The organism is Phytopseudomonas straminea (assembly GCF_900112645.1).
Taxonomy (GTDB): Bacteria; Pseudomonadota; Gammaproteobacteria; order Pseudomonadales; family Pseudomonadaceae; genus Aquipseudomonas; species Aquipseudomonas straminea.
Genome location: NZ_FOMO01000003.1, coordinates 52,389 through 75,770, shown reverse-complemented (window position 1 = coordinate 75,770; position 23,382 = coordinate 52,389). Strand labels below are relative to the sequence as shown.

23 protein-coding genes and 3 tRNA genes are annotated in these 23,382 nt (G+C 61.1%); 22 read left to right on the top strand and 4 right to left on the bottom strand.

The annotated features are described in order from the left end of the window. The first annotated feature begins 81 nt into the window (after positions 1-81). From BM279_RS08085 to BM279_RS08065, 5 genes are all read left to right on the top strand, one after another. Positions 82-158, top strand: a tRNA-Met gene (locus BM279_RS08085). Between the two features lie 120 nt (positions 159-278). Then, positions 279-355: transfer RNA gene (locus BM279_RS08080), tRNA-Met, on the top strand. A 121-nt stretch (positions 356-476) separates the two neighbouring features. Continuing rightward, a tRNA-Met gene (locus tag BM279_RS08075) sits at positions 477-553 on the top strand. 219 nt (positions 554-772) lie between these two features. Beyond that, a complete protein-coding gene (gene mprF, locus BM279_RS08070; RefSeq protein WP_093502663.1) occupies positions 773-3,403 on the top strand; it encodes a bifunctional lysylphosphatidylglycerol flippase/synthetase MprF in 2,631 nt (876 codons plus the stop codon). Then, on the top strand, positions 3,403-4,671 hold the full coding sequence (locus tag BM279_RS08065; RefSeq protein WP_093502661.1) for a virulence factor family protein: 1,269 nt from the start codon (positions 3,403-3,405) through the stop codon (positions 4,669-4,671). Before mprF ends, BM279_RS08065 begins: the two co-directional genes overlap by 1 nt. Positions 4,672-4,709: 38 nt before the next feature. On the opposite strand, the gene BM279_RS08060 is transcribed toward BM279_RS08065, so the two are convergent. Continuing rightward, on the bottom strand, positions 4,710-6,050 hold the full coding sequence (locus BM279_RS08060; RefSeq protein WP_093502659.1) for a short-chain fatty acid transporter: 1,341 nt from the start codon (positions 6,048-6,050) through the stop codon (positions 4,710-4,712). A gap of 249 nt (positions 6,051-6,299) precedes the next feature. Between BM279_RS08060 and rimO the strand changes: the two genes are divergently transcribed. From rimO to BM279_RS08030, 7 genes are all read left to right on the top strand, one after another. Next, positions 6,300-7,625: a 30S ribosomal protein S12 methylthiotransferase RimO gene (gene rimO / locus BM279_RS08055; RefSeq protein ID WP_093502657.1), complete on the top strand. Its 1,326-nt coding sequence runs from the start codon at positions 6,300-6,302 to the stop codon at positions 7,623-7,625. Between the two features lie 185 nt (positions 7,626-7,810). Next, complete coding sequence (locus BM279_RS08050) at positions 7,811-8,254, top strand: hypothetical protein (RefSeq protein ID WP_143103575.1); 444 nt, start codon at positions 7,811-7,813, stop codon at positions 8,252-8,254. A gap of 640 nt (positions 8,255-8,894) precedes the next feature. Beyond that, on the top strand, positions 8,895-9,281 hold the full coding sequence (locus tag BM279_RS08045; protein WP_093502653.1) for a hypothetical protein: 387 nt from the start codon (positions 8,895-8,897) through the stop codon (positions 9,279-9,281). Positions 9,282-9,340: 59 nt separating this feature from the next. Further along, positions 9,341-9,901 (top strand): hypothetical protein, encoded by a 561-nt coding sequence (locus tag BM279_RS23105; RefSeq protein WP_143103574.1) that lies wholly within the window; start codon positions 9,341-9,343, stop codon positions 9,899-9,901. 130 nt (positions 9,902-10,031) lie between these two features. Then, positions 10,032-10,433: an SPOR domain-containing protein gene (locus tag BM279_RS08035; RefSeq protein ID WP_244154141.1), complete on the top strand. Its 402-nt coding sequence runs from the start codon at positions 10,032-10,034 to the stop codon at positions 10,431-10,433. A 64-nt stretch (positions 10,434-10,497) separates the two neighbouring features. Then, positions 10,498-10,782, top strand: a complete 285-nt coding sequence (locus tag BM279_RS23100) for a hypothetical protein (RefSeq protein WP_143103573.1) — start codon at positions 10,498-10,500, stop codon at positions 10,780-10,782. A 110-nt stretch (positions 10,783-10,892) separates the two neighbouring features. Next, the gene (locus tag BM279_RS08030) at positions 10,893-11,312 is read left to right on the top strand and encodes a DUF1493 family protein (RefSeq protein ID WP_167363121.1); all 420 of its coding nucleotides are present in this window, start codon (positions 10,893-10,895) and stop codon (positions 11,310-11,312) included. Between the two features lie 71 nt (positions 11,313-11,383). Here BM279_RS08030 and BM279_RS23345 read toward each other — a convergent pair whose 3' ends face one another. Continuing rightward, positions 11,384-11,770, bottom strand: coding sequence for a hypothetical protein (locus BM279_RS23345; RefSeq protein WP_167363120.1), 387 nt, complete (start codon positions 11,768-11,770; stop codon positions 11,384-11,386). 201 nt (positions 11,771-11,971) lie between these two features. Here BM279_RS23345 and BM279_RS08020 point away from each other — a divergent pair, with 201 nt between their 5' ends. The 5 genes from BM279_RS08020 (at position 11,972) to BM279_RS07995 (ending at position 15,222) form a co-directional block, all read left to right on the top strand. Next, on the top strand, positions 11,972-12,283 hold the full coding sequence (locus BM279_RS08020) for an A1S_2505 family phage non-structural protein (RefSeq protein ID WP_208604529.1): 312 nt from the start codon (positions 11,972-11,974) through the stop codon (positions 12,281-12,283). Positions 12,284-12,379: 96 nt separating this feature from the next. Beyond that, positions 12,380-12,967 (top strand): hypothetical protein, encoded by a 588-nt coding sequence (locus BM279_RS08015; protein ID WP_093502645.1) that lies wholly within the window; start codon positions 12,380-12,382, stop codon positions 12,965-12,967. Positions 12,968-13,046: 79 nt separating this feature from the next. Continuing rightward, on the top strand, positions 13,047-13,664 hold the full coding sequence (locus tag BM279_RS08010) for a DMP19 family protein (RefSeq protein ID WP_093502643.1): 618 nt from the start codon (positions 13,047-13,049) through the stop codon (positions 13,662-13,664). A gap of 411 nt (positions 13,665-14,075) precedes the next feature. After that, the gene (locus BM279_RS08000) at positions 14,076-14,474 is read left to right on the top strand and encodes an Imm10 family immunity protein (RefSeq protein WP_143103571.1); all 399 of its coding nucleotides are present in this window, start codon (positions 14,076-14,078) and stop codon (positions 14,472-14,474) included. A gap of 136 nt (positions 14,475-14,610) precedes the next feature. Continuing rightward, positions 14,611-15,222, top strand: coding sequence for an HD domain-containing protein (locus BM279_RS07995; protein WP_093502639.1), 612 nt, complete (start codon positions 14,611-14,613; stop codon positions 15,220-15,222). A gap of 52 nt (positions 15,223-15,274) precedes the next feature. Here the strand turns inward: BM279_RS07995 and BM279_RS07990 are convergent, their stop codons facing one another. Together BM279_RS07990 and BM279_RS07985 are read right to left on the bottom strand one after the other, a co-directional pair. Next, positions 15,275-16,612 carry an NTP/NDP exchange transporter gene (locus BM279_RS07990; RefSeq protein WP_093502637.1) on the bottom strand — a complete coding sequence of 446 codons (1,338 nt, stop codon included), beginning with the start codon at positions 16,610-16,612 and terminating at the stop codon, positions 15,275-15,277. Positions 16,613-16,634: 22 nt separating this feature from the next. Further along, positions 16,635-17,687 (bottom strand): SDR family oxidoreductase, encoded by a 1,053-nt coding sequence (locus tag BM279_RS07985; RefSeq protein ID WP_093502635.1) that lies wholly within the window; start codon positions 17,685-17,687, stop codon positions 16,635-16,637. Positions 17,688-17,851: 164 nt separating this feature from the next. Between BM279_RS07985 and BM279_RS07980 the strand changes: the two genes are divergently transcribed. The 5 genes from BM279_RS07980 to BM279_RS07960 all read left to right on the top strand — a co-directional run bounded on the left by BM279_RS07980 (position 17,852) and on the right by BM279_RS07960 (position 23,221). Continuing rightward, on the top strand, positions 17,852-18,751 hold the full coding sequence (locus BM279_RS07980; protein WP_093502633.1) for a LysR family transcriptional regulator: 900 nt from the start codon (positions 17,852-17,854) through the stop codon (positions 18,749-18,751). Between the two features lie 57 nt (positions 18,752-18,808). Next, entirely contained in the window at positions 18,809-20,188 is a 1,380-nt protein-coding gene (gene xseA / locus BM279_RS07975; RefSeq protein WP_093503498.1) for an exodeoxyribonuclease VII large subunit, read from the top strand. Positions 20,189-20,200: 12 nt separating this feature from the next. Then, on the top strand, positions 20,201-21,022 hold the full coding sequence (locus BM279_RS07970) for a M23 family metallopeptidase (RefSeq protein ID WP_093502631.1): 822 nt from the start codon (positions 20,201-20,203) through the stop codon (positions 21,020-21,022). Positions 21,023-21,097: 75 nt separating this feature from the next. After that, positions 21,098-21,766 carry a glutathione S-transferase gene (locus BM279_RS07965; RefSeq protein ID WP_093502629.1) on the top strand — a complete coding sequence of 223 codons (669 nt, stop codon included), beginning with the start codon at positions 21,098-21,100 and terminating at the stop codon, positions 21,764-21,766. A 174-nt stretch (positions 21,767-21,940) separates the two neighbouring features. Next, positions 21,941-23,221, top strand: coding sequence for a mechanosensitive ion channel family protein (locus tag BM279_RS07960; RefSeq protein WP_093502627.1), 1,281 nt, complete (start codon positions 21,941-21,943; stop codon positions 23,219-23,221). The last annotated feature ends 161 nt before the right edge of the window (positions 23,222-23,382 follow it).

Here is a 23,382-nt window from a genome sequence, read left to right as displayed (position 1 = left end):
CGCATCGCTAACCAATTGACGGCAAAACGATTTTTTCTCGATATGCGTTGACAGCAGGTCCCAGATGAATAGAATGGCGACCGCGGGATGGAGCAGTCTGGTAGCTCGTCGGGCTCATAACCCGAAGGTCGTCGGTTCAAATCCGGCTCCCGCAACCAGATACCCAGAAAGGCCACTCAATCGAGTGGCCTTTCTGTTTTTCTGCGTCTTCGATTTAACTAATTGATTAAAAAGCAGAAATCGATTGACAGCAACCTCATCCTGTATAGAATGGCCGCCGCGGGATGGAGCAGTCTGGTAGCTCGTCGGGCTCATAACCCGAAGGTCGTCGGTTCAAATCCGGCTCCCGCAACCAGATACTCAAAAAGGCCACTCAATCGAGTGGCCTTTTTGTTTTTCCGCCCCACCGATTTAACCGATTGATTGAAAACGCAAAAGTCGGTTGACAGCATTCTCTCCACCCCTATAATGGCCGCCGCGGGATGGAGCAGTCTGGTAGCTCGTCGGGCTCATAACCCGAAGGTCGTCGGTTCAAATCCGGCTCCCGCAACCACCTTCGAAACGAAAGCCCTGACAGTTTGCTGTCGGGGCTTTTGTTTTATGGGCGTCTAAAAATCAGCCGCGCTTCAAGCCATGCGCTGATGGGCTAATCTTTCCAAGGGCCTGCCATAGACACCTTGAAGCGCTTCGCTCAAGCTCATACATTGCCTGATACAAAACGGAACTTGGATTCCGCCCTTCAATCTGAGCCGCACTGCCCAAGAGGTATCCGATGCGCGCCAGCTCCGACGCTACTGCTCCACCTTCTCTGCCCAAATCTCAACTTCTGCTCTGGCGTCAGCGCCTGGATCGATACCGACAGCCGCTGGGGCTGAGTGTCGCCCTGGCCCTGTTCGTCATCGCCCTGCTCGCCTGCCGGCACCTGCTCAACGAGCTGGACCCCAGCGCCCTGCACGAATCCATCCTGGCCGTGCCCAAGCTGAACCTGCTCGGCGCTGTCGGCCTGACCATCGTCGGTTTCATCGCCCTGCTCGGCTACGAGTGGTCGGCCAGCCGTTATGCCGGCGTCAGCCTGCCCGGGCGAACCCTGGCCACCGGCGGTTTCTGCGCCTTTGCCATCGGCAACGCCGTGGGCCTGTCGATGCTCTCCGGCGGTTCGATCCGCTACCGGCTGTATGCCCGGCATGGCATCGGCGGCGTGGAAATCGCCCGTATGACGGTGTTCGCCAGCCTGTCCCTGGGCTGCGCGCTGCCGATTCTCGCCGCTATTGCGGCACTGGCCGACCCAGCCGACGCTTCCGCCGCACTGCGCCTGCCGCAACCGGTGTTGATCGTCATCAGCCTGGTGCTGCTGGCACTTGGCGCCGGCCTGCTGCTGAAACTGCACCGCGCGCGTATGCAAGAGCGCCCGAACGCCGATTGCGTGATGGTGCGGGTCAGCCGCCACCTGCTGCGCATGCCGGGCGCACGCCTGACGCTGCTGCAGATCCTGATCACCCTGGTCGACGTCAGCGCTGCTGCCGGCGTGCTGTATCTGCTGCTGCCCGAAGCGCCGCCCTTCACCACCTTCCTGCTGGTTTATCTGATCGCCCTGGCTGCCGGCGTACTCAGTCACGTGCCGGGCGGCGTCGGCGTATTCGAGGCTGTGCTGCTGGCTGCCTTCGCCAATGAGCTGGGCGCTGCGCCACTGGCCGCCGCGCTGCTGCTGTATCGCCTCATCTATATCGTGCTGCCGCTGCTGGTCGCCTGCCTGCTGCTGCTGGGCCTGGAACTGCGTCGGCTGATCAGCGCCCGCCAGGCGATCCGCGCCGCCAGCGGTCTGGCCGCGCCGATCCTTGCGCTGCTGGTGTTCATCTCCGGCATGGTGCTGCTGTTCTCGGGCGCCACGCCGAGCCTGGACGAGCGCCTGGAAATCCTCGACTTCCTGATCCCGCATCGGCTGATCGACGCCTCGCACTTCGGTGCCAGCCTGATCGGCCTGCTCTGCCTGCTGCTCGCCCAGGGCCTACGCCGTCGTCTGTCGGCTGCCTGGGCGATGACCCTGATCCTGCTGATCACTGGCGCCATCCTGTCGCTGCTCAAGGGCTTCGACTGGGAAGAGGCGCTGCTGCTGAGCATCACCGCCGGCCTGCTGGCGCTGTTTCGCCCCTATTTCTATCGCCCTAGCCGGTTGATGGAGCTGCCCCTTTCGCCCTGGCACCTGGCGGCCAGCGCCTGCGTGCTCGGCGCCTCGATCTGGCTGCTGTTCTTCGCCTATCAGGACGTGCCTTACGAGAACCAGCTGTGGTGGCAGTTCGCGGTGAACGCCGATGCGCCGCGCGGCCTGCGCGCCGCCCTGGGCTGCGTGCTGGTACTTGGCGTGGTGTTCCTGGCCTGGCTGCTGCGCGCCGCGCCGCCGGCCATCACCCTGCCGACCAGCGAGGAGCTGGACCGCGCGGCCGCGATCATCAAGGCCTCCGACCAGGCCGATGGCGGCCTCGCCCTGACCGGCGACAAGGCCCTGCTGGTGCACCCAGAAGGCGATGCCTTTCTGATGTACTCGCGCCGCGCCCGCAGCATGGTCGCGCTGTTCGACCCCATCGGCACCCCGCAACGCCGTGCCGAGCTGGTGTGGCAGTTCCGCGACCTGTGCGACCGTCACCACACGCGTCCGGTGTTCTACCAGGTACGCGCCGAGAACCTGCCGCTGTACATGGACATCGGCCTGACCGCCATCAAGCTCGGCGAAGAAGCGCGTGTTGATCTGAACCGCTTCGAGCTGGAAAGCACTGGCAAGGCCATGAAGGATCTGCGCTACACCTGGAACCGCAGCCAGCGCGACGGCCTGGTGCTGGAGTTCCACGAACCCGGCCAGGCACCGTTCGACGAGCTGCGCACCATCTCCGACGCCTGGTTGGGCGGCAAGCAGATGCGTGAGAAGGGCTTCTCCCTGGGCCGCTTCGATCCGGCTTACCTGAACCGCTTCCGTATCGTCATCGCCCGGGTCGAAGGCCGCGCCGTGGCCTTCGCCAACCTGCTGGAAACCGACAGCCGCGACCTGGCCACCCTGGACCTGATGCGCGTGCTGCCCGATGCGCCGAAGCTGACCATGGAGTTCCTCATGCTCGGCCTGATCCTGCACTTCAAGGCCGCCGGCTTCGCCCGCTTCAGCCTCGGCATGGTGCCGCTCTCCGGACTGCAGCCACGCCGCGGCGCGCCGCTGACCCAGCGCGTCGGTGCACTGGTGTTCAAGCGCGGCGAGGCGTTCTACAACTTCCAGGGCCTGCGCCGCTTCAAGGACAAATTCCAGCCTGACTGGGAACCGCGCTACATGGCCGTACCGGCCGGGCTCGACCCGCTGGTGGCACTGACCGACACCGCCGCGCTGATCGCCGGCGGCTTTACCGGACTGGTGAAACGCTGATGACCCGAACTGCCAAACGAGTACTTCCCCTCCTCGCCCTGCTGCTGGCGCTGATCGCCGGCGGCCTCTACCTGTGGCTGCGCCCGCCAGCCGCCGCCAGCCTGGCGCATCACACGCTGGCCTCCGGCGCCGACCTGCAGGTCGCTACACCAGGCGGCAAGGTACAACGCCGCGTGCTGCTGGTGCTGCCGAACGATCAACTGCTCGACGAAGCCGAACTGCTGGAGCTGGCCCAATCCAACCACGCGCTGATCGGCCAGTATTCAGCCATCGGCCAAGGCTGCGAGGCGCAAGGCAAGACCCTGCAGGAAGCCGCCAAACAACTGGACGGCAAACTGAACCTGGTCGCCGGCAGCGAGAACACCGCCATGCTCGCCTGGCGCTGGCTCGCCAGCCAGAACGACGACAAGGCCCAGGCGCTGTCCGTTGGCTTCTCCTTGGAGAAGCCCGATTGCGCCACCCCGCCGCCGACCAGTAGCCCTCACGGCCACTGGCTGGCCGCCTGGAACGACAACCCGGATGACGCCACCGCGCGTTTCGTGCGCGAGCAGGCCAAGGCCGAAACCCTGATCGGCGACTACGACACCGCGCCCAAGGCGCTGCTGATCGCCCAGGTGCGTCGCCTGCTGCAAGGCGCCAGCGACGACCTGCCGGTGGTCGAGGTGCCGTCAACGCCGCCTGGCGATACGGTGAGCCTGTTCTACTCCGGCGACGGTGGCTGGCGTGACCTGGACAAGGCCGTAGCCGAGCAGATGGCCGAGCGCGGCTACCCGGTGGTCGGCGTCGATACCCTGCGTTACTTCTGGCAGCGCAAGAGCCCGGACCAGGCCGCCAGCGACCTTTCCGAGATGATGCGCCAGTACCGCGAGAAGTGGCACGCCAAGCGTTTCGTGCTGATCGGCTATTCGTTCGGCGCCGACGTGATGCCGGCGCTCTACAACCGCCTGCCCGAGAGTGACAAGAAGCAGATCGATGGCGTGTTTCTGCTGGCCTTGGCGCGCAGCGGCGCCTTCGAGATCCAGGTCGAAGGCTGGCTGGGCAAGGACGGCGACGAAGCCGCCACCGGCCCGGAGCTGATCAAGCTGCCCGCCTCGAAAGTGCTGTGCGTCTACGGCAGCGAAGAAGCGCCGGAAAGCGGCTGCACCCAGCAGCAGAGCGTCGGCGAGAAGCTCGAGTTGCCGGGCGGCCACCACTACGACGAAGACTACCCGGCGCTGGCCGAACGCCTGATCGCTGCGATCAAGAAGCGACAGCCTGCGGCGCAGTGACTTCGGTGTTGCCGGCGTCCGCCGGCAGCACGCCTCGCTCACACCAGAAAGTAGAACGCCCCGCCAATCACCACGCCTGAATACAGCAGCATGATCAGGCAATAGCCCATGATGTCCCGAGCGCCCAGGCCGGCAATGGCAAGCAGCGGCAGCGCCCAGAAGGGCTGAATCATGTTGGTCCAGGCGTCGCCCCAGGCGATCGCCATGGCGGTGATCTCCGGTGCCACGCCAAGCACCTCACCGGCCGGTAGCATGATCGGCCCCTGCACTGCCCACTGGCCGCCGCCCGACGGGATGAACATGTTCAAGAGCCCGGCACTGAGGAAGGTCAGCAGGGGAAAGGTCTCGGCCGACGACCAATCGATGAACAGGTCGCTGATCAGCTTGCCGAGCGTCTGCCCCTCGGCGTTGGCACCGACCATCATGCCCATGATCCCGGCGTAGAACGGGAACTGGATGATGATCCCGCTGATACCACCGACGCTGTCCTGAACCGCCCGCCCGTAGCGCTCCGGCGAGCCATGCAGCAACAAGCCGGCGAACAGGAACATGCCGATCACCAGGTTCAGGGTCAGCCCGAAGCCGTTGCTGGCGAAGTGGTAGACGAAATAGATGGCCGCCAGGGCGACGATCAGCAGGCCGAGCATGCGGCTGTCGTCCAGGCGTTGGGCGCCGGTGTCGCGAGGAATGGCCGGCGCTGGCGGATCCATCAGCAGCTCGGGCGCGGCCACCGTGGGCGTTCGCGGCATCATCGCCCGGTTGAGCAGCGGCGCGCCGATTACCAGCAAGGCGATGATGGTCAGATTGAGTGTGGTGAACAGCGTATGCTCGACGCCAATGGCAGCGGTCAGTACGCCGCCGCTGATACGTTCCAGATCCGCACCACCGGTGGCCAGGGACAACGGCACCGAGCCCGACAGGCCGCCATGCCACACCAGAAAGCCCGAATAGGCTGCCGCCACCAATAATGGGTAATGCACGCCCTGCACCTGCCGCGCCAGCGCTCGCGCGAACACGGCGCCGACCACCAGGCCGAAGCCCCAGTTGACCCAGGATGCGGCCATCGCTACCAGAGTGACGAACACGATCGCCTGCCCTGGGGTGCCGGGAATGCGCGCCAGGCGATCCAGCAGCCGGGCCACCGGTGGCGCATTGGCCAGGGCATGACCGGTGACCAGTACCAGCGCCATCTGCATGGTGAAGGTCAAAAGATTCCAGAAACCGCCGCCCCAGTGCTGGGCCATCTGCGGCAGGCTCTGGCCGGTGGCGAAGATGCCAAGCGCCAGCACCACCAGGGTCAGCAGCATGGCGAATACGAAGGGAGAAGGCAGCAAGCGCTGAACCAGATTGACGCTCAGCAGCGTGATCCGTGAAAACATCAGGTAGCCCTTTTGTCATTGTTATGGGGATGCGCGGCGGTGCTCGCCGGCCGCTCGGGCACGCTAACAGGCCCTGGCGCGGCGCAGAGGCGGAGTCTGCAACAGCATCTTTCAGAGCAATGGGCGCAGCCCACCCCCACATCCTGTCGGCAGTGCTGGAAAAGTGCCTCACACGCCGCTAGAATTGCGCACTTTTTGACCAGAGGCGCCCAAAGCGCCCGGCCCGTCTTAGCCCTGAGGTTCACCTGCATGACCACCACCGCCACCCCGAAAGTCGGCTTTGTAAGCCTCGGATGCCCGAAGGCGCTCGTTGACTCCGAACGCATCCTGACCCAGCTGCGCATGGAAGGTTATGAAGTGGTGCCGACCTACCAGGACGCCGACGTGGTGGTGGTCAACACCTGCGGCTTCATCGACAGCGCCAAGGCCGAGTCCCTGGAGGTGATCGGCGAAGCCATCAAGGAAAACGGCAAGGTCATCGTCACCGGCTGCATGGGTGTCGAGGAAGGCAACATCCGTGACGTGCACCCCAGCGTGCTATCCGTCACCGGCCCGCAGCAGTACGAGCAAGTGGTCAACGCCGTGCACGAAGTGGTGCCGCCGCGCCAGGACCACAACCCGCTGGTCGACCTGATCCCGCCGCAAGGCGTCAAGCTCACTCCGCGCCACTACGCCTACCTGAAGATTTCCGAAGGCTGCAACCACAGCTGCAGCTTCTGCATCATCCCCTCGATGCGCGGCAAGCTGGTCAGCCGCCCGGTCGGGGACGTGCTCAGCGAGGCCGAGCGCCTGGTCAAGGCCGGGGTCAAGGAACTCTTGGTGATCAGCCAGGACACCAGCGCCTACGGTGTTGACCTCAAGTACAAGACCGATTTCTGGAATGGCCAGCCGGTCAAGACGCGCATGAAAGAGCTCTGCGAAGCGCTCTCCAGCATGGGCGTGTGGGTACGCTTGCACTACGTGTACCCCTACCCCAACGTCGACGACGTGATCCCGCTGATGGCCGCCGGCAAGCTGCTGCCGTACCTGGACATCCCGTTCCAGCACGCCAGCCCGCGCGTCCTCAAACTGATGAAGCGCCCGGCCTTCGAAGACCGCACCCTGGCGCGCATCAAATCCTGGCGCGAGCAATGCCCGGACCTGACCATCCGCTCGACCTTCATCGTCGGCTTCCCCGGCGAAACCGAGGAAGACTTCCAGTACCTGCTCGACTGGCTGACCGAAGCCCAACTCGACCGCGTCGGCTGCTTCCAGTACTCGCCAGTCGAAGGCGCGCCCGCCAACGACTTGGACGTGGATATCGTGCCCGATGACGTCAAACAGGATCGCTGGGACCGCTTCATGGCCCACCAGCAAGCCATCAGCTGCGCCCGCCTGCAACTGAAGATCGGCCGCGAAATGGACGTGCTGATCGACGAAGTCGACGACCAGGGCGCCGTCGCCCGCTCCTGGGCCGACGCCCCGGAAATCGACGGCAGCGTGTTCATCGAAGGCACCGACTTCCAACCGGGCGACAAGGTGCGTGTGCGCATCGTCGACGCCGATGAGTACGATATGTGGGCCGAGCGGGTTTAAGGCCCTCGCCTTACAAAACGCCCACTGCGTCACCTGACCCAGTGGGCGTTTTTCTATTGGCGCGATGGACATGGCCAGTACAAGCCGAGTAGTGTCTTGCCAGCCCCAACTGGCGCTGACGATCTTCAACTCGTAACCGAAACGCCAAACGCTCAAACCGGATCTGAGCTGTGAGAAAACAAGGAATGTTATCCACCTCCCCCTTTTGCACCGCCAAGCGGCATGGCTTAGCCCCAAGCCCGACCACCCTTTTCGTTTTGCTTATTACCTGCTGCCCAGCCCTGGCTGTTGCCGCTAAACCGAATATGGCAGGCGATTACGTGGGCCAGGTCGAAAACGCCGGCAAACTGGACAAGGTCGTTACATCCTTGCGCTGGAGCGGCAAAGAAACCCTTTCAGGCACCTATGTAATAACCGACCAAGATGGCGAAACCAAAGGCCGGCTCAAGGACTGCAAACGCCTGCACAGCCAGCTTCTGAAGTGCGTGTGGGTAGACAAATACGGCTACGGCCATCTAGAACTCAACTTCGATGACCGCTTCACGGAGTTTTATGGCCAGTGGAGTTATTTTGGTGGTGGGGAGCGTTATGTGTGGGACGGCGCAAAGAAGCTGGCGAGTCCTATTTGACTCAAGGCCTACTGCTATCAATACCTGAGAGCAATTCACTGCCTTCCTTCACTGCGAGAATTTTATGAGTAGCACCTAACGACACGCTCACATCGCTTATTTCGTTCTCTGGGGCTGGCTAAAGCCTGCCCCTTAACCAAACGTTAGCCACTAAAGACCTTAGATCTACAGCCAGAGAGCAATCGTGTTTGCGGAGTTAAAAAACAAGGAACTTCACCTTTACGGCAAGACAGCTGAGCTCAATGCAGTCGCTAGATCAATCCATAAAGGCAGGCACGGCGCGTCAGCATCCTTTGATCTTTGCAGCTCAACCTCCTTGCTTTCCACGCTGCACACCAAGTGTCATGGCAAGCTCGCCACCATAGAGGTTAAAGAATCGGAAATTTACATAACTTACTCCGAGTCCTTAAAAAACTACCTTTACCCCTATTTCTCAATGCCATCTGACACACAACCAGGCGCTCTGTTTTTCCTTACTCACTCAAGCCGAGACAATCCACCATTGCTGGCAGGCAGCTCGCTTGAGTTAATCATTCATGTTATTTCTAGCGAAGCATGAGAGCTCGGCTAACAAATTGTTCAAGCCGCTCGCTTCGCTCGGGACGGCGTTCCGCCACTCCTTAACCAAACGTTAGGTGCCATGGACAGTTTTGAGGCGCTGGAGGGTCGCGAATTCGACTGGTTTGCCCGTGATTCCCGCGGTGCTATTGGACTCTTCGCCACTGGTGGTTGGGGCCCCGTACCGGCACAGGTCGAGACAGCCGTGAGAAGCCACAACGCGACTGGAGATCTCATTCCAGTCGCGGGCTGGGGCTCACCTGCCGTGTGGGAGAGCTACGCAAAGGCGGGAATATACGCGTATGACTGGAATGAGCGAACTGGCGCCTATCATCGCGTCGCGGTTCCGGCTGCCCCGCTGCTGCAAGCTCTTGCCACAACCGTCACCAGCATGCAACTGCCAACTTTCGTAGGCGAGTTTGCCGCTGCGCTTGAGGTCGCACTCGAAGATCTGCAGCATGGCGCCTAACAATTCATTCAAGCCGACGCCGCCTCGCGGCGCGGCTTAACTTCGGTGTTAGGCCAGCAATGTCAGAAATCCACTTTACGCAAAGAGAAGCAGAAGAACAGTTCGAGTCGACAGACTCTGATGATGAACTACGTTCCTATCTTGAAGAACTTGCACCGCAGATTGGATGGATCGTAATTTTCTTTAACTCTCTAGAAGATGGTATTGCACAATGCATTCGCGATGTGATGCTCCACGATCCATACCAAGATGAACGAATGGATGTCTTTCTCTCGGAAATGATGTTCACTGCTAAATGCCGATCTCTTATGCACTTGTATGGCCAGATAATCGAATCAGCAGAGGTCAAACTTATGCACACTGACTTGAACAAACTTGAGAAGATGCTTCTCGAATGCTCAAAACGCAGGAATGAGTACGCGCACGCAGATTGGATTGGCTTAAAGAAAGGTGCTTACGTTAGAGTTAAGGCGCAATCCAAGAAGCGTGGAATAACACAGCGATACAAGAGGTTTGAGCCAGAACAAGTCGAGTCCGATATAGCTTTTATTAATCTTGCTCGCCACACACTTAATGAATTCAACGAGAGAATAATAGGCCAGCTTTGGGGCAGAGAGTGAGTGTTACTTAGCCTTAGCCCCAACATTGCTTATGTAATATTGCGCGAGGCCTAACAACTGGTTAAAACCGCTAGCTTCGCTCACTGGGACGGGCTAAAGCCCGCCCCTTAACCAAATATTAGGTATCGTCATGACTGCTTCAGAAGTTTTCGAAAAGTTGCTCGCTGAAGGCTGCAACGAATCGCACTTCTCAGTCCATAGCAGTAAGCATGATGCTTTTTGCCTCGTGAGGCGCGGCAATGAGTGGGTCGTTTACTACTCAGAGCGCGGTCAAGACTATCCGCCTGAATATAAATCCGCTTCAGAGGATGATGCTTGCGAATTCTTTTACACGCTCGTCATGAATCAACAGCACTGGCACATCGTTGGTTTCTTCAAGAATGAGAATGATGCAAAACAGCTGGAAGAAAAGCTGAACTCTATCGGTATTGAGCCGATACGCAATGATATTCCCGCGTACAAGCACCGAAACGATCACAGGTATAGAGTCTTTGTCGCAGGAAAGCAATCTTTAGAGTCAGAGAGGTTTTAGGTGAACCAACCCTTACCTACACCTAATGATCCCGTCCCTCTCGTCAAACATTAGGCAATCGCGCATGCTTCGAGAAAATATTATTTTGCGTGGCAATATGTTGGTTGCGGAATTACGGCAGCGCGCAGCTGAATTCAATGGAAAATCATCTCAACATGACGAGCTTTCTTGGCAAGCAATCGATATCGAAGCAAGAGTTAATATGCTACTAAATGGCGACTATGCTTCGCTCAGGGAAGAAGCAAAGACAATCAATATCTGGGACGGGGGATTATTTGAGCACAGCCCCGAACAAGGAGAAAACGTTTTAGACTTTTACCGCGCCCTTTATGCGCATGTCGCCACTTAACAACCGCAAGCAGTCGAAGATATTTTTCGGCCACTGTTTTGGCTTTTATGCTACGCCTCCCGCAAATCAATTCACTACAAAAATTCCGCTGCTTCGGGTATAGGCCGAATATGAATATCGAAGAAATCTACAAATTCCTTGAGGAAACCCAAGGTCTAAAACGAAAGCAGATGGCGCCTTCTGTCGATCTGAATTATGACCTGGGGATTGAGGGCGATGATTTCTTTGAGCTAGAAGAAGAATTCGCTAAAAGATATGCGGTAAACATGAATCCTTACAGATGGTATTTTCATCATGGTGAAGAAGGCTGGAGCATCGGCTCACTATTCTCTCCTGCTCCATACCGGCAAGTCGAGCATATTCCAGTCACGCCTGAGATATTGCTTCAAGCTGCAAGAACAAAATCTTGGCCTATCAAATACCCCGAACACTCAATCACCAGCCGCACAATAGAGTTCACTATAAACAAATTAGTTTTATTAGTATCCTTAGGCTTTATTGCACTATGCATACTTTACAAAACTGCCTGACAATGCGCTTAACCGTTACCCCACTTAGAGCGCTTGACACCCAAACGCTGCGCTTTTGGACGCCTGTGAGCTCAGTCGTTAGGCTTTAGGAGCAGCTCGTGCGCTACCGGATCGAACAGGAGTCTAGGCGTGATGCCTTCGGTAACTACAGTTACCGCATCTACAACGGTACCCAATTGGTTGCTCGTTACTGGCATGATTATCGCGGCGACGATCATGGCATTGAGTTCGTCAATGGCAAAAGCCTCCCATGTCCCGGCCGAATGACAGATTTTATCGAGGGTGGCGGCCCAGAGCCGATATCGCTCTCGAAGCGAGCAGTCATGTATCTTGACCAGCACCTCACGTAATCGCGCGGGGTCACTATGACTTGCGCAGCTTAATTTTGCTTTTAACAGGCCAATTTGCTTGGCTCGTCCACGCAAACCTGGGAGGCGTACTTTGATCCACAGGCGCACTGAATTGCCTCCAACATCGTGTTCAGAATGGGTGCCTCCCGCGTCGCCAAAGGCCAGCGGTCCTGCAGAATGACTATGAGCTCAAACCTTCTGCCGACGCCCCTTAACCAAACGTTAGTGAGTTGAAATGAGCACTTCGGATATTTTTGTTTCTGGCTCGAATGAGTAGGGAATTCACGGCAAGGGCGCTGCACTTAAGCAGTGAAGAAGTGGGGTGCAATCAGGGGTATTGGCATAGGCTTGCAGGGCCGCGCCTACGCGATCCCGACCAAGAGCACACCGCGCCATACCCTGCCACTCGAGAAAGTAGGCTCGTACGTTCAAGACTTTATCGAGCATGCGCGACTGCATCCCGACAATCGATATCTCCTGTCAAAAATTGGCTGTGGCCTGGCAGGGTTTAGCGAAGAAGAGATTTCACCGCTCTTTTGCGGTTCGCCAGCAAACGTCTTTCTGATTAACGAAAGTGGCGAACCCATGTTCCCCGCCAGTGAATGGGCCGCGAACCTGTAATAGGCACGCTGGCCATCGGCTTTTGCCCTGATGTAGCTTCAGCCGCTACGCTCCACAGCGCAGCAAGCGCCATTCAACTGGATATGCCGAGGTGCCATGAAGTACGTCGTATTCATCAGTGAACAATCCTGCCCAGACGGCATGTACACCGGCTCGGTCGCGCCGCAGGATGCTGACTATTTCACCCGTTGCGTGATCCCTCATCTGCAACCACTGAGCGATGAGGAGTATCTCGATGGGCCCGCCGCGATACTGCAAACCGGTGCACGTTACAGCTACTTACTCAGCGGCGAAGACATCTACTGGTGCGTGGAGTGGGAGCCGGGTCTTGTCGTGGTGAAGTTCTCGCCCGATAGCAGCATGGCCTGGGCAGCGCTACGCTCGCCCGTCCCCAACTTCGGAGGCCGTGTCGCCTTGGAAGTCGATACGGCGCAATACGATGAAGATGAAGAGAACCATCAATACAACTTGGTTTTCAGAAGCTGGGACGCCCAGTTCGACGAAGACCATAGAGTCTGGGGCGACTTTGAACCCGCCTTGCCTGGCGAAGAGGCTGCCTTCAACGCCGCCATAAGGCACGCCAATAGGCTGTCGAATCAGCATCAGTGCGATGAGCAGGCGCATCGTGAGCGCCTAGCGCGCTTTACCGCACGCTGCGGCGAAGGCATCCGGGTTATGTATTGACGATCAACTGGCGCGCTCTATCGACATGAGCGGCCTGAGTAGCCACCACGGCGCAGCCCATCTACACGAGATCAGCCCCATGTCGGAGAAGTTACCCTGCAAGACCTGCGGCGCCTTGATTCTTCCCACCACGGCCTTGAGGACCGACGGCCTGTGCATGCCGTGCAAGCAAGGCAATCGGGAAAACATGGAGAAGTCGAAGGAGCGATATCGCCAGCAGAGAGCCTACGACCCACAGCGCGCCCACTGGCATCATCTGGTTGAGAAAGCTCACGCGAGCGACCAAGCATTCGCTTCATTGACCCCAGAAGAAAAGCTCTACTTCGCAGTTAGCGTATTGGAGGGCGAGGTGTACAACGGCGGTATGCACCAGTTCTTCAGCAACAGCTCAGGCGCGCTGTATAACGAAGCGGTTGCGGGGCTAAAGGCGCTCGGGGCGACACAAGCCTTGGGCTTGCTGCAACGTGCCGCGCAGGTGCTGTTCGGCAGCCAGCAACCGCCTGTTGACCGCCATGAACGCTGGCAGGCCATGCCGCTCTACCCAGAAGATGAATTGGCCGCGCTACCTGCCTGGAGCATCGAGCTTGAAGAAATAGATAGGGCCTACTGGAAGGACCCTGACGGTTTGAGCCAGAAACTGGAGGCCTACTTGAAAAGCACCGGCCTGCTCAAGCCATTTGAACAGCCTGCCAACTAGCGGGCAGCCAGGTAAGGCGGCAATACGCAGCTTGTCCACCGCACATAACCTTGGCGATTCAATATCGCAACGGTGGATAGAAAAGCGCCATCCACCCTACTTGCTAGGCATACAGCACGATGGTAAATGCACCGACCCAAAGCTGCGATGAATGTGGGAGCTTGTTCTATACGAAAGCGTCCAGCATGGCTGCGCTGTGCCCTGAATGCGCGCATACGCTTTATGGCTATCCAAACTGCACTCATACCTTCCAGAACGGTCGATGCCTAAAGTGCTTCTGGGATGGCTCAGTGCCGGCGCATATAGAGAAAATTGAAGCCAACGGTCCGCCAGACTGATACGGGCTCCAATCATCCCTTCGCTTACTCGGACCGGCACAAGTCCGCCCCTAACCAAACGTAAGGCAGCAGAATGAGTAGTTTCGCTTACGAGGCAAAATGCGTAGCGATGGAGCAACCCGATGGTTATTTTCACCTTGTTGGTTTCGCCGACCAGCAGTTTGATACCCGGTTTTACCTGATGCTCCAACGGGCTTTTGAGCACGATGAGCAGGATCATGCTCTTGGCATGGATACGTATCACATAGAGTGGTGCAGCCAGGACAAATCGAGGTACGGCGGAATTTCTCGCTTTGAACTCAGCCCGAACGGAGCTGACGTCACCTTTGAGCCGCAGGCTGCTGCAGCGCTAGACGACATGGATCACCTGACTATTTCCTTCCACCTGAATCAGAATGAATTCCTGGCGCTACGCGAAGCCCTTGACCACATATTCCGTGATAGCGACTGCCTTAGCGTTGTTGGCGTCTAGCCAGGTAGGGGGACAACGCGAAGCTTGTCCACCGCACTATTCATGGCACTGGTGACGGTCCAATATCGCTGCGGTGGATGGAAACAGCGTCATCCACCCTACCCTCACAGGCAGCGACATAGCGGTAATCCATCCGATGAGCATTTTCGAAAAATCCTGGACACGCGCCTGGTCAGGCCTTGGTCTGCCCCCTGATGCCACTCTCTTCGAGGCGCTGCTGGCTGCCTATGCGGAGCCTCAGCGCCACTATCACTGCCTGCAGCATCTTGAGGAATGCCTGGCGCTCTTCGAGCAGGTTCGTGATTTGGCCGAACACCCCGAAGAAGTCGAAATTGCCTTGTGGTTCCACGACGCCGTCTATGACGTTCGCGGTACTACGAACGAACGGCAGAGTGTCGATTGGGCTGTACGTGCCCTGCTCTCCTGCGAAGCATCACAGCCTACGCAGAACCGTGTCGAGCAACTGATCATGGCTACCCGGCACGATGCGGCACCCGTCGATGGTGATGAGCGCCTGTTGGTCGATATTGACCTGTCGATTCTTGGTGCCGCACCGGAGCGCTTTGCCGAATACGACAGGCAGATACGGGCTGAATACAGCTGGGTGCCGGAACCCGTTTACAGCATGAAGCGCAAAGCGGTACTCAGCTCATTTCTGACTCGCCCGAGCATTTACAGCACGCCCTATTTCCGCGAGCGGCTCGAGGCGCAGGCACGTATCAACCTGAGTGCAGCGATTCGTCCTTGAAGCAAAGCAAGCAAAAACGCTCCCACCGTTGAGATGGGAGCGGCCAGTCGTTCTAGCGTCCTGCTAGCCCTTGCCTACGTCCGCCCTTCTCCTCGGTGGCGTCTGATGCACTCATCTCATCCGCACGTCTGCCCAGATACCAACCCAACGCGCTCCAGACCAAGGCGCAACCAGCACCCACCAGCGCCACCAGCACGGCGCCCTGGCCGAGCAGGTCGAGAAAGCTCTTCACCCAGCCGCTAAGGGCATCGCCGGCGCGGTAGACCACGGTGTCGATAAAGTTCTTCGCCTTGTATTTGCTCTCCGCGTCCAGCGGGGCGAAAAGCATTTCCCGGCCGGGACGCACGAAGGCGTATTCGCCGATGCGTCGCACGATCATCAGCGCCGCCAGCATGGCGAAGGTGGGCGCCAGGGCGAGGCCTATAAAGCCCACGCAGACCAGCAGCGGCACGATGGCCAGGAGCACGCGCACGCCCAGTTTCTGGGCGATGCGGCCGGTGATGAACACCTGCGACAGCAAGGCGCCGGCCTGCACGATCACGTCGATGATGCCGAACACACGGATCTGCGCATCGCGATCCGGGAAACGCTCGGCCACCAGGCGCGCTTGTTCGAAGTACAGAAAGGTGGTCACCGTGGCGAGCAGCACCACGAAGGCGGCGATGGCCAAGAGATACGGCGACTGCAGCACCCGCGTCAGGCCACTGAACGGGTTGCCGGCCACCGGCTTGCGCGAACTCTCGGCCTTCACGGCGCCCGGGCGGCCCGCGCCGCCGACCTCCCGCCAGCACATCAGCGGCGCCTTGAGGGCCAGGGCGATGCCTAGCAGCACGCCGGCCAGCAGTACCAGGCCGCTTTCACCAACGACACCGACCAGCAGCGCGCTAATGGCCGGCCCGACCAGGCCGCCGACACTGGCACCGGCGGCGATGAAGGCGAACAGACGCTTGGCCTGCTGGCTGTCGAACACGTCGGCCATCAGGCTCCAGGCCACCGACACCACGAACAGGTTGTAGACCGAGATCCACACGTAGAAAACCCGCGCCAGCCAGACGCTGTCGTCACTGAGCTGAAACAGCACGGCAAAGGCCAGCAGGTTCAGGCAAAAGAAGCCGTACACCCAGCTGACGAAGTGGATACGCGGTACCCGCGAGCTGAGCCAGGCGAACAGCGGCACAGCCACAAGCATCACCACGAAGGTGGCGGTGAACAGCCATTGCAGGTTCTCCACCCCGGCCATGATGCCCATCGACTCGCGGATGGGCCGCAGCATGAAATAGCCGGAGAACAGGCAGAAGAACAGCGCGAAGCCGGCCAGTGCCGGCCCCACCTCGTGGCGCTCGGCGTTGATGGCGGCGCCAAGGCGCCGCACCAGAATAGTGGGAAACATGATGGGCGCTCCTGGCGGTTGGTCAGTGGTAGGTCACGCTGGTCAGTTGCTCGGCGATCGTCCACAGGCGTGCAGCGGCCTCGGCGTCCTGAGCGGCTGCCGGCACCGTAGCGAGGCCGAGCGGCCCGCGCTTTTCTTCCTCGCCGGTCGGGCCGTAATAGGCGCCGCCCTGAGCCTGGTGCGCGGTGGCAGCGTAGAGCGTCGGCAGTGCGCCCTGGGCGGCGGAGTGGTACTCGTCACGATCCTTGGCCCAGTTGCGGCCAAAGTCGCTGTCCAGCCCCGGGCCACGGGCGATCAGTTCGGTCACGGCCACGCCCGGATGCGCGGCGATGCTCTGGATGCCCCAGCCCTCCTGCTCACTGCGGCGCTGCAACTCGAAGGCGAACATCAGGGTCGCCAGCTTGGACTGCGCATAGGAGGCGTAAGGGTTGTAGGCCCGCTCGGACTGCAGGTCATCGAGGTCGAGGTTGCCACGCAACACCGCGATGCTCGACAGGGTGACCACCCGCGGCGCGGTGCTCTTGCGCAGCAGCGGCAGCACATGGCCGGTCAGCGCGAAATGCCCCAGGTAATTGGTGGCCAGCTGCAGTTCATGGCCATCGGCCGAGGTTCGGCGCTCGGGCGGCGCCATGACCGCAGCGTTGTTGATCAGCCCATCGAGGCGCGGGAGCTTGGCATTGAGGCGCTCGCCAAGGGCTTTCACCGAGGCCAGATCGGCCAGGTCGACTTCCTCGAACTGCACCTGGGCGCCGCGAATTTCCTCCTTGATGCGCGCCATCGCTTCCCTGCCGCGCTGCGGATTGCGGGCGGCGATCACCACTTCGGCGCCGGCGGCGGCCAGGGCCTTGGCGTCTTCGAAGCCCATGCCGCTGGTGCCACCAGTGACCAGGAAGATGCGCCCGCTCTGCGAGGGCATGTCGACCAGGCTCCAGTCCGGCTTGGGTGCGCTTTGCTCGGCGGAAGCATTGCCCGCCTCGAGGGCGAAGCCCAGGGTCAGGCTGAGAGTCGCCAGCCACTTGCGCCAGGCGATGCCAGGGCTGGCCAGGGGGAGCGTTTGCAGGCTGTAGGTTGTCATTGTTCGGTCCTCTTGTGGGTGGGAAGTCCGACGGCTCGCAACAGCGCAGCCCGTCGACGAGAACCATTGTTCAACGGGCAGCACGCCACGATAAGCCGTATAAAACTGGACGCCGTGTACGGCCATCCGTACGATCAAGACCTTCCAGTTCGAGAGCCATCAGCATGCGCCAGCCCAACCTGACTGATGTCGCCCTGTTCGCTGCGGTGGTCGAAGCCGGCGGTTTTCGGGTAGCCGCGCAGAAACGCGGCATGCCGGCCTCGTCGATCAGCGATTGCGTACGCCGCCTGGAAAGCGATCTCGGCGTGCGCCTGCTCAACCGCACCACCCGCAGCGTGTACCCCACCGAAGTGGGCGCGCGCCTGCTGGATCGGCTGCGCCCGGCGCTCGATGAAATCGACGCAGCCTTCAGCGACCTCGACGACGAGGCGCAACAACCCGTGGGCACCCTGCGTCTCAACGTGCCGGTACCCATCGCCCGCTTCGTGCTGCCGCGCCTGATTCCCGCCTTTCTCGAGCGCTACCCCGGCGTAAGCGTGGAGGTGGCCATGGACAACACCTTTATCGACGTGGTCGCCACCGGCTTCGATGCCGGCGTGCGCTACGAGGAAAGCCTGGCCAAGGACATGATCGCCGTGCCCATCGGGCCGCGCCGGCAGCGCTTCGTGGCCGGTGCCGCGCCAGGCTATCTGCAGCGCCACGGCACGCCGCAGCACCCGCGCGACCTGCTCGAACACCGCCTGATCGGCCACCGTTTCGAGAGCGGCAAGCTGGGCGTCTGGGAGCTGGAGAAGGATGGCGAGATAATCCGCGTGCCGCCCCAGGGGCCGCTGCTGTCGTCTTCCCAGGATCTGGAAGTGGGGGCCGCCGTGGCCGGCGTCGGCATCATCTACACCTTCGAGGAATACCTCGGCCCGCTGTTCGAACAGGGTGCGCTGGTGCCGGTACTGCCGGACTGGTGGCAAGGCTTCGACGGCCCATACCTGTACTACAACGACCGCCGCCACGTGCCCTCGCCGCTGCGCGCCTTCGTGGACTTTCTCAAGGCCGAGAACGAAGGTTGAGCCGCGCCGCCGGCTCGCGGTATCGCCACACCAGCAGCTCGGCTTATCATGCCGGCCATGATCAAAGACCCGTTCCAACGCCTGAACCTCGACCGCGAGGTGCTCAGCGTCAGCCAGCTCAACAACCGCGCGCGCCTGTTGCTCGAAGATGTCTTTGGTGGCATCTGGGTCGAGGGCGAGATTTCCAACCTGGCGCGTCCGGCCTCCGGCCACATCTACTTCACGCTGAAGGACAGCCAGGCCCAAGTGCGCTGCGCGCTGTTTCGGCAGAACGCCGCGCGGGTGCGCCAGGCGCTGCGCGACGGCCTGGCGATCAAGGTGCGTGGCAAGGTCTCGCTGTTCGAGGGCCGTGGCGATTACCAGCTGATTCTCGACGCCGTCGAACCGGCTGGTGACGGCGCCCTGCGCCTGGCCTTCGAGGCGCTGAAGGAGAAACTCGGCGCCGAAGGTCTGTTCGCCGCCGAAAGCAAACGCGCCCTGCCTGCCCACCCACGGCGCATCGGCATCGTCAGCTCGCCGACCGGTGCGGTGATCCGCGACATCATCAGCGTGTTCCGCCGCCGCGCTCCGCAGGTCGAGCTGAGCCTGATTCCCACCGCCGTGCAGGGCCGCGAGGCCACGGCGCAGATCGTCCGCGCCCTGAAGCTGGCCGATGCCCAGGGTTTCGATGCGTTGATCCTGGCCCGCGGCGGCGGCTCCCTGGAAGATCTCTGGTGCTTCAACGAAGAGGCCGTGGCCCGCGCCGTGGCGGCCTGCGTGACGCCCATCGTCAGCGCGGTCGGCCATGAAACCGATGTGTCGATCAGCGATTTCGTCGCCGACGTGCGCGCCCCCACGCCATCGGCTGCCGCCGAGCTGTTGGCGCCCTCCAGCAACGACCTGAGCCAGCGTGTCAGCGTGCTGCAACGACGCCTGACCCTGGCGATGAACAGCCGTCTGGCCCGTGAACGCATGCGCCTCGACGGCCTGACCCGGCGCATGCGCCACCCCGGCGAACGGCTGCGCCAGCAGGCCCAGCGCCTCGATGATCTGGACATGCGGCTGCGCCGCGCCTTCGCCCAGCATCTCAACGGGCGCAGCCACAAACTGGCGCAACTCGAAGCCCGCCTGGCCGGTCAACACCCCGGGCGCCACCTCAAGTTGCTGCGCCAGCGCCTCGACAGCCTGGCCGAACGCCTGCCGCGGGCGATGAAGGAAGGCCTCAAGGCCCGCCGCCTGGCGCTGCACAGCCAGATGCAGACGCTGCACGTGGTCAGCCCACTGGCGACCCTGGGCCGTGGTTACAGCATTCTGCTAGATGAGCGCGGCCGGGCGATTCGCAGCGCCGCAGCCACCCAGCCCGGGCAACGCCTCAAGGCGCGCCTGGGCGAAGGCGAACTGGAGGTGCGCGTCGAAGACAATCACCTCGCGCCGGTCACGTTGTCGTTGCTGGACTGATAAGGAAACTCCATGCGTTCACTGCTGTTACTGCTCACCCTGTGCCTCGCCCTACCCGCCCACGCCGAAGGCTTTATCAGCCGACTGCTCAACAAACCAGTGCCCGGCGGTGTGGCGGTAGTCGACCTGGGCAACGGCGCCAGCGCGCCCAGCGCCACCTACCAGGGCAAGCCGGTGCTGGTGGTGAAGGAGGACGGGCAACGGTGGATCGCTATCGTCGGCATCCCACTGAGCGTCAAACCTGGTACCCAGCAGATCGAATCCGCCGGCCAGCGCCTGAGCTTCCAGGTGGGCAGCAAGAAGTACGTCGAGCAGCGCATCACCATCAAGAACCAGCAGCAGGTCAACCCCAACGCCAAGAACCTCGCGCGTATCGAGAAGGAGTTGGCCGAGCAGACCCGCGCCTACCGGCAGTTCAGCTCGCGCCAGCCGAGCAACCTGCTGTTCGACAAACCGGTCAACGGCCCGCTGTCGAGCCCTTTCGGCCTGCGCCGCTTCTTCAATGGCGAAGAGCGCAACCCACACTCTGGGTTGGACTTTGCCGTCAACCGCGGCACGCCTATCAAGGCGCCAGCGGCCGGCACGGTGATCCTGGTCGGCGACTACTTCTTCAACGGCAAGACGGTGTTCGTCGACCACGGCCAGGGCCTGATCAGCATGTTCTGCCACCTCTCGGAAATAGGCGTGAAGGTCGGCGACGAACTGCCCCGGGGCGGCGTGCTCGGCAAGGTCGGCGCCACCGGCCGTGCGACCGGCCCGCACCTGCACTGGAACGTCAGCCTCAACGATGCGCGGGTCGACCCGGCGATCTTTATTGGTGCGTTCAAGCCTTGAGGCTGGACGGCTAGGCGGCGCCCCCGTTCGCGTCTACGCTGAGCGGCAGTCGCCCGACCTTCCCGAGGAGCCCTGATGATCACCGTCCACCACCTCAACAACTCGCGCTCGCAGCGCATTCTCTGGCTGCTCGAAGAGCTGGGCGTCGAGTATCAGATCAAGCGCTACGAGCGCGACCCGCAAACCATGCTCGCTCCGCCCGAGCTGCGCGCCGTGCACCCGCTGGGCAAGTCGCCGGTGGTCACCGACGGCAATCTGACCCTGGCCGAGTCCGGGGCCATCATCGACTACCTCGCCAATCGCTATGGCCCGCAGCTGCTGCCGGCTGCCGAGAGCCCCGAGCGACTGCGCTGTAATTACTGGCTGCATTACGCCGAAGGCTCGGCCATGTCACCGCTGCTGCTCAAGCTGGTGTTCGACAAAGTGGAAAGCAGCCCGATGCCGTTCTTCGTCAAGCCGATCGCCCGCGGCATCGCCCAGAAGGTCAAGAGCGCCTTCGTTACTCCGCAGCTCAAGCTGCACCTGGATTATCTCGAAGGCGAGCTGGACAAGAGCACCTGGTTTGCCGGCGAAGCGTTCAGCGCTGCCGACATTCAGATGAGCTTTCCCCTGGAAGCCGCTGCTGCGCGTGCCGGCCTGGACGCCAGCCGCCCGCGCCTGATGGCCTTCCTCGAACGCATCCACGCCCGCCCCGCCTACCGGCGCGCTCTGGAAAAAGGCGGCGAATACGCCTACGCCAAGTGAGGTTCTGCTCGGCGCGCTGCAAGGCGTGCCGGGCAACCTTTAGGCTATCGCCCCCCGCTCGAAACGTGCATTCGTAATCACGCGACTGCACGCGCGCCTGCTGCCTTTGCTAAGGTACGCGCGCCATCGCCCGGCGCGCCGGCGATGGCGGTCATGAAACGAGCGAGAGACGCGATGAAAGAACAGTACCAGGCCACCCTCGCGTGGCTGCAGCAATACCCCGAACTGCATACCCTGATCAGCCTCTGCCTGCTGCTGTTCGGTGCCTGGATCGCCAACTGGGTGGTCAAGCGCATTCTGGTGCGCGGCCTGTACCGCGCGCTGCGTTCGACCAGCATTGGCCAGGACAAGGTGTTGGGCGACTCCCACGTGGTGCGCCGCCTAGCCAATATCGTGCCGGCGCTGATCCTCACCAGCGGCATCAAGGTCATCCCGCACCTACCCGAGGCCGTGGTCACGGTAGTGCAGAACGTCTGCAGCGCATTCATCATCCTCACCATCGCCCTGGCCATAGGCGGTGTGCTGAACCTCATCAACATGCTCTACCAGCGCCGCCCCGACGCCCACCTCAAACCCATCAAGGGCTACATCCAGGTGGTGACCATCGTCATCTACGCCATCGCCGCGATCCTGATGGTGGCCGCGCTGATCGACCGCTCGCCGCTGATCCTGCTCTCCGGCCTCGGCGCCATGGCCGCAGTCCTCATGCTGATTTTCCAGGACACCCTGCTCTCGCTGGTGGCCAGCGTGCAGATTTCCTCCAGCGATATCATCCGCGTCGGCGACTGGATCGAAATGCCCCAACTCAACGCTGACGGCGACGTGATCGATATCGCCCTGCACACGGTCAAGGTGCAGAACTTCGACAAGACCATCACCACCATCCCGACCAAGCGCTTCATCAGCGACCCGTTCAAGAACTATCGCGGCATGCAGGAATCCGGTGGCCGGCGTATCAAGCGCTCGATCTACCTGGACCAGACCAGCGTGCGTTTCCTCAGCCCGGACGAGATCGCCCGCCTGCAGCGCTTCCTGCTGCTCGGCCAGTACCTGAGCAGCAAGCAGAGCGAGCTGTTGAGCTGGAACACCGAGTTGGCCGAAGCGGCGCAGGAGCCGGCCAACACCCGGCGGGTGACCAACATCGGCACCTTCCGCGCCTACGTCGAGCTGTACCTGCGCCAGCATCGGGGCATCAACCAGAACATGACCCTGCTGGTGCGCCAACTGCAGCCCACCGCCGATGGCCTGCCGCTGGAGCTTTACTGCTTCACCAATACCGTGGCGTGGGCGGCTTATGAGGGTTACCAATCGGACATCTTCGACCACCTGCTGGCGATCCTCCCGGAGTTCGGCCTGCGGGTGTTCCAGCACCCCAGCGGCGCAGACATGCGCGAGTTGCGCCCCAACTCGCATGCGCCAGCGCAACCGGCAAGTGCCGCGCAACTGCAAAGCTAAAAACACTTCAAAACCGCAATAAAAAACCACCAAAGCACAAGCCTTGGTGGTTTTCACCAATTTCAAAGACAGGCTTGCCAGCTTTTCCCTCAGTGGTTAGGGTTGGCCACATGACTATCTCCCAGACCCTCATTCTGCTTCGGCAACACGCCAATCTCTGT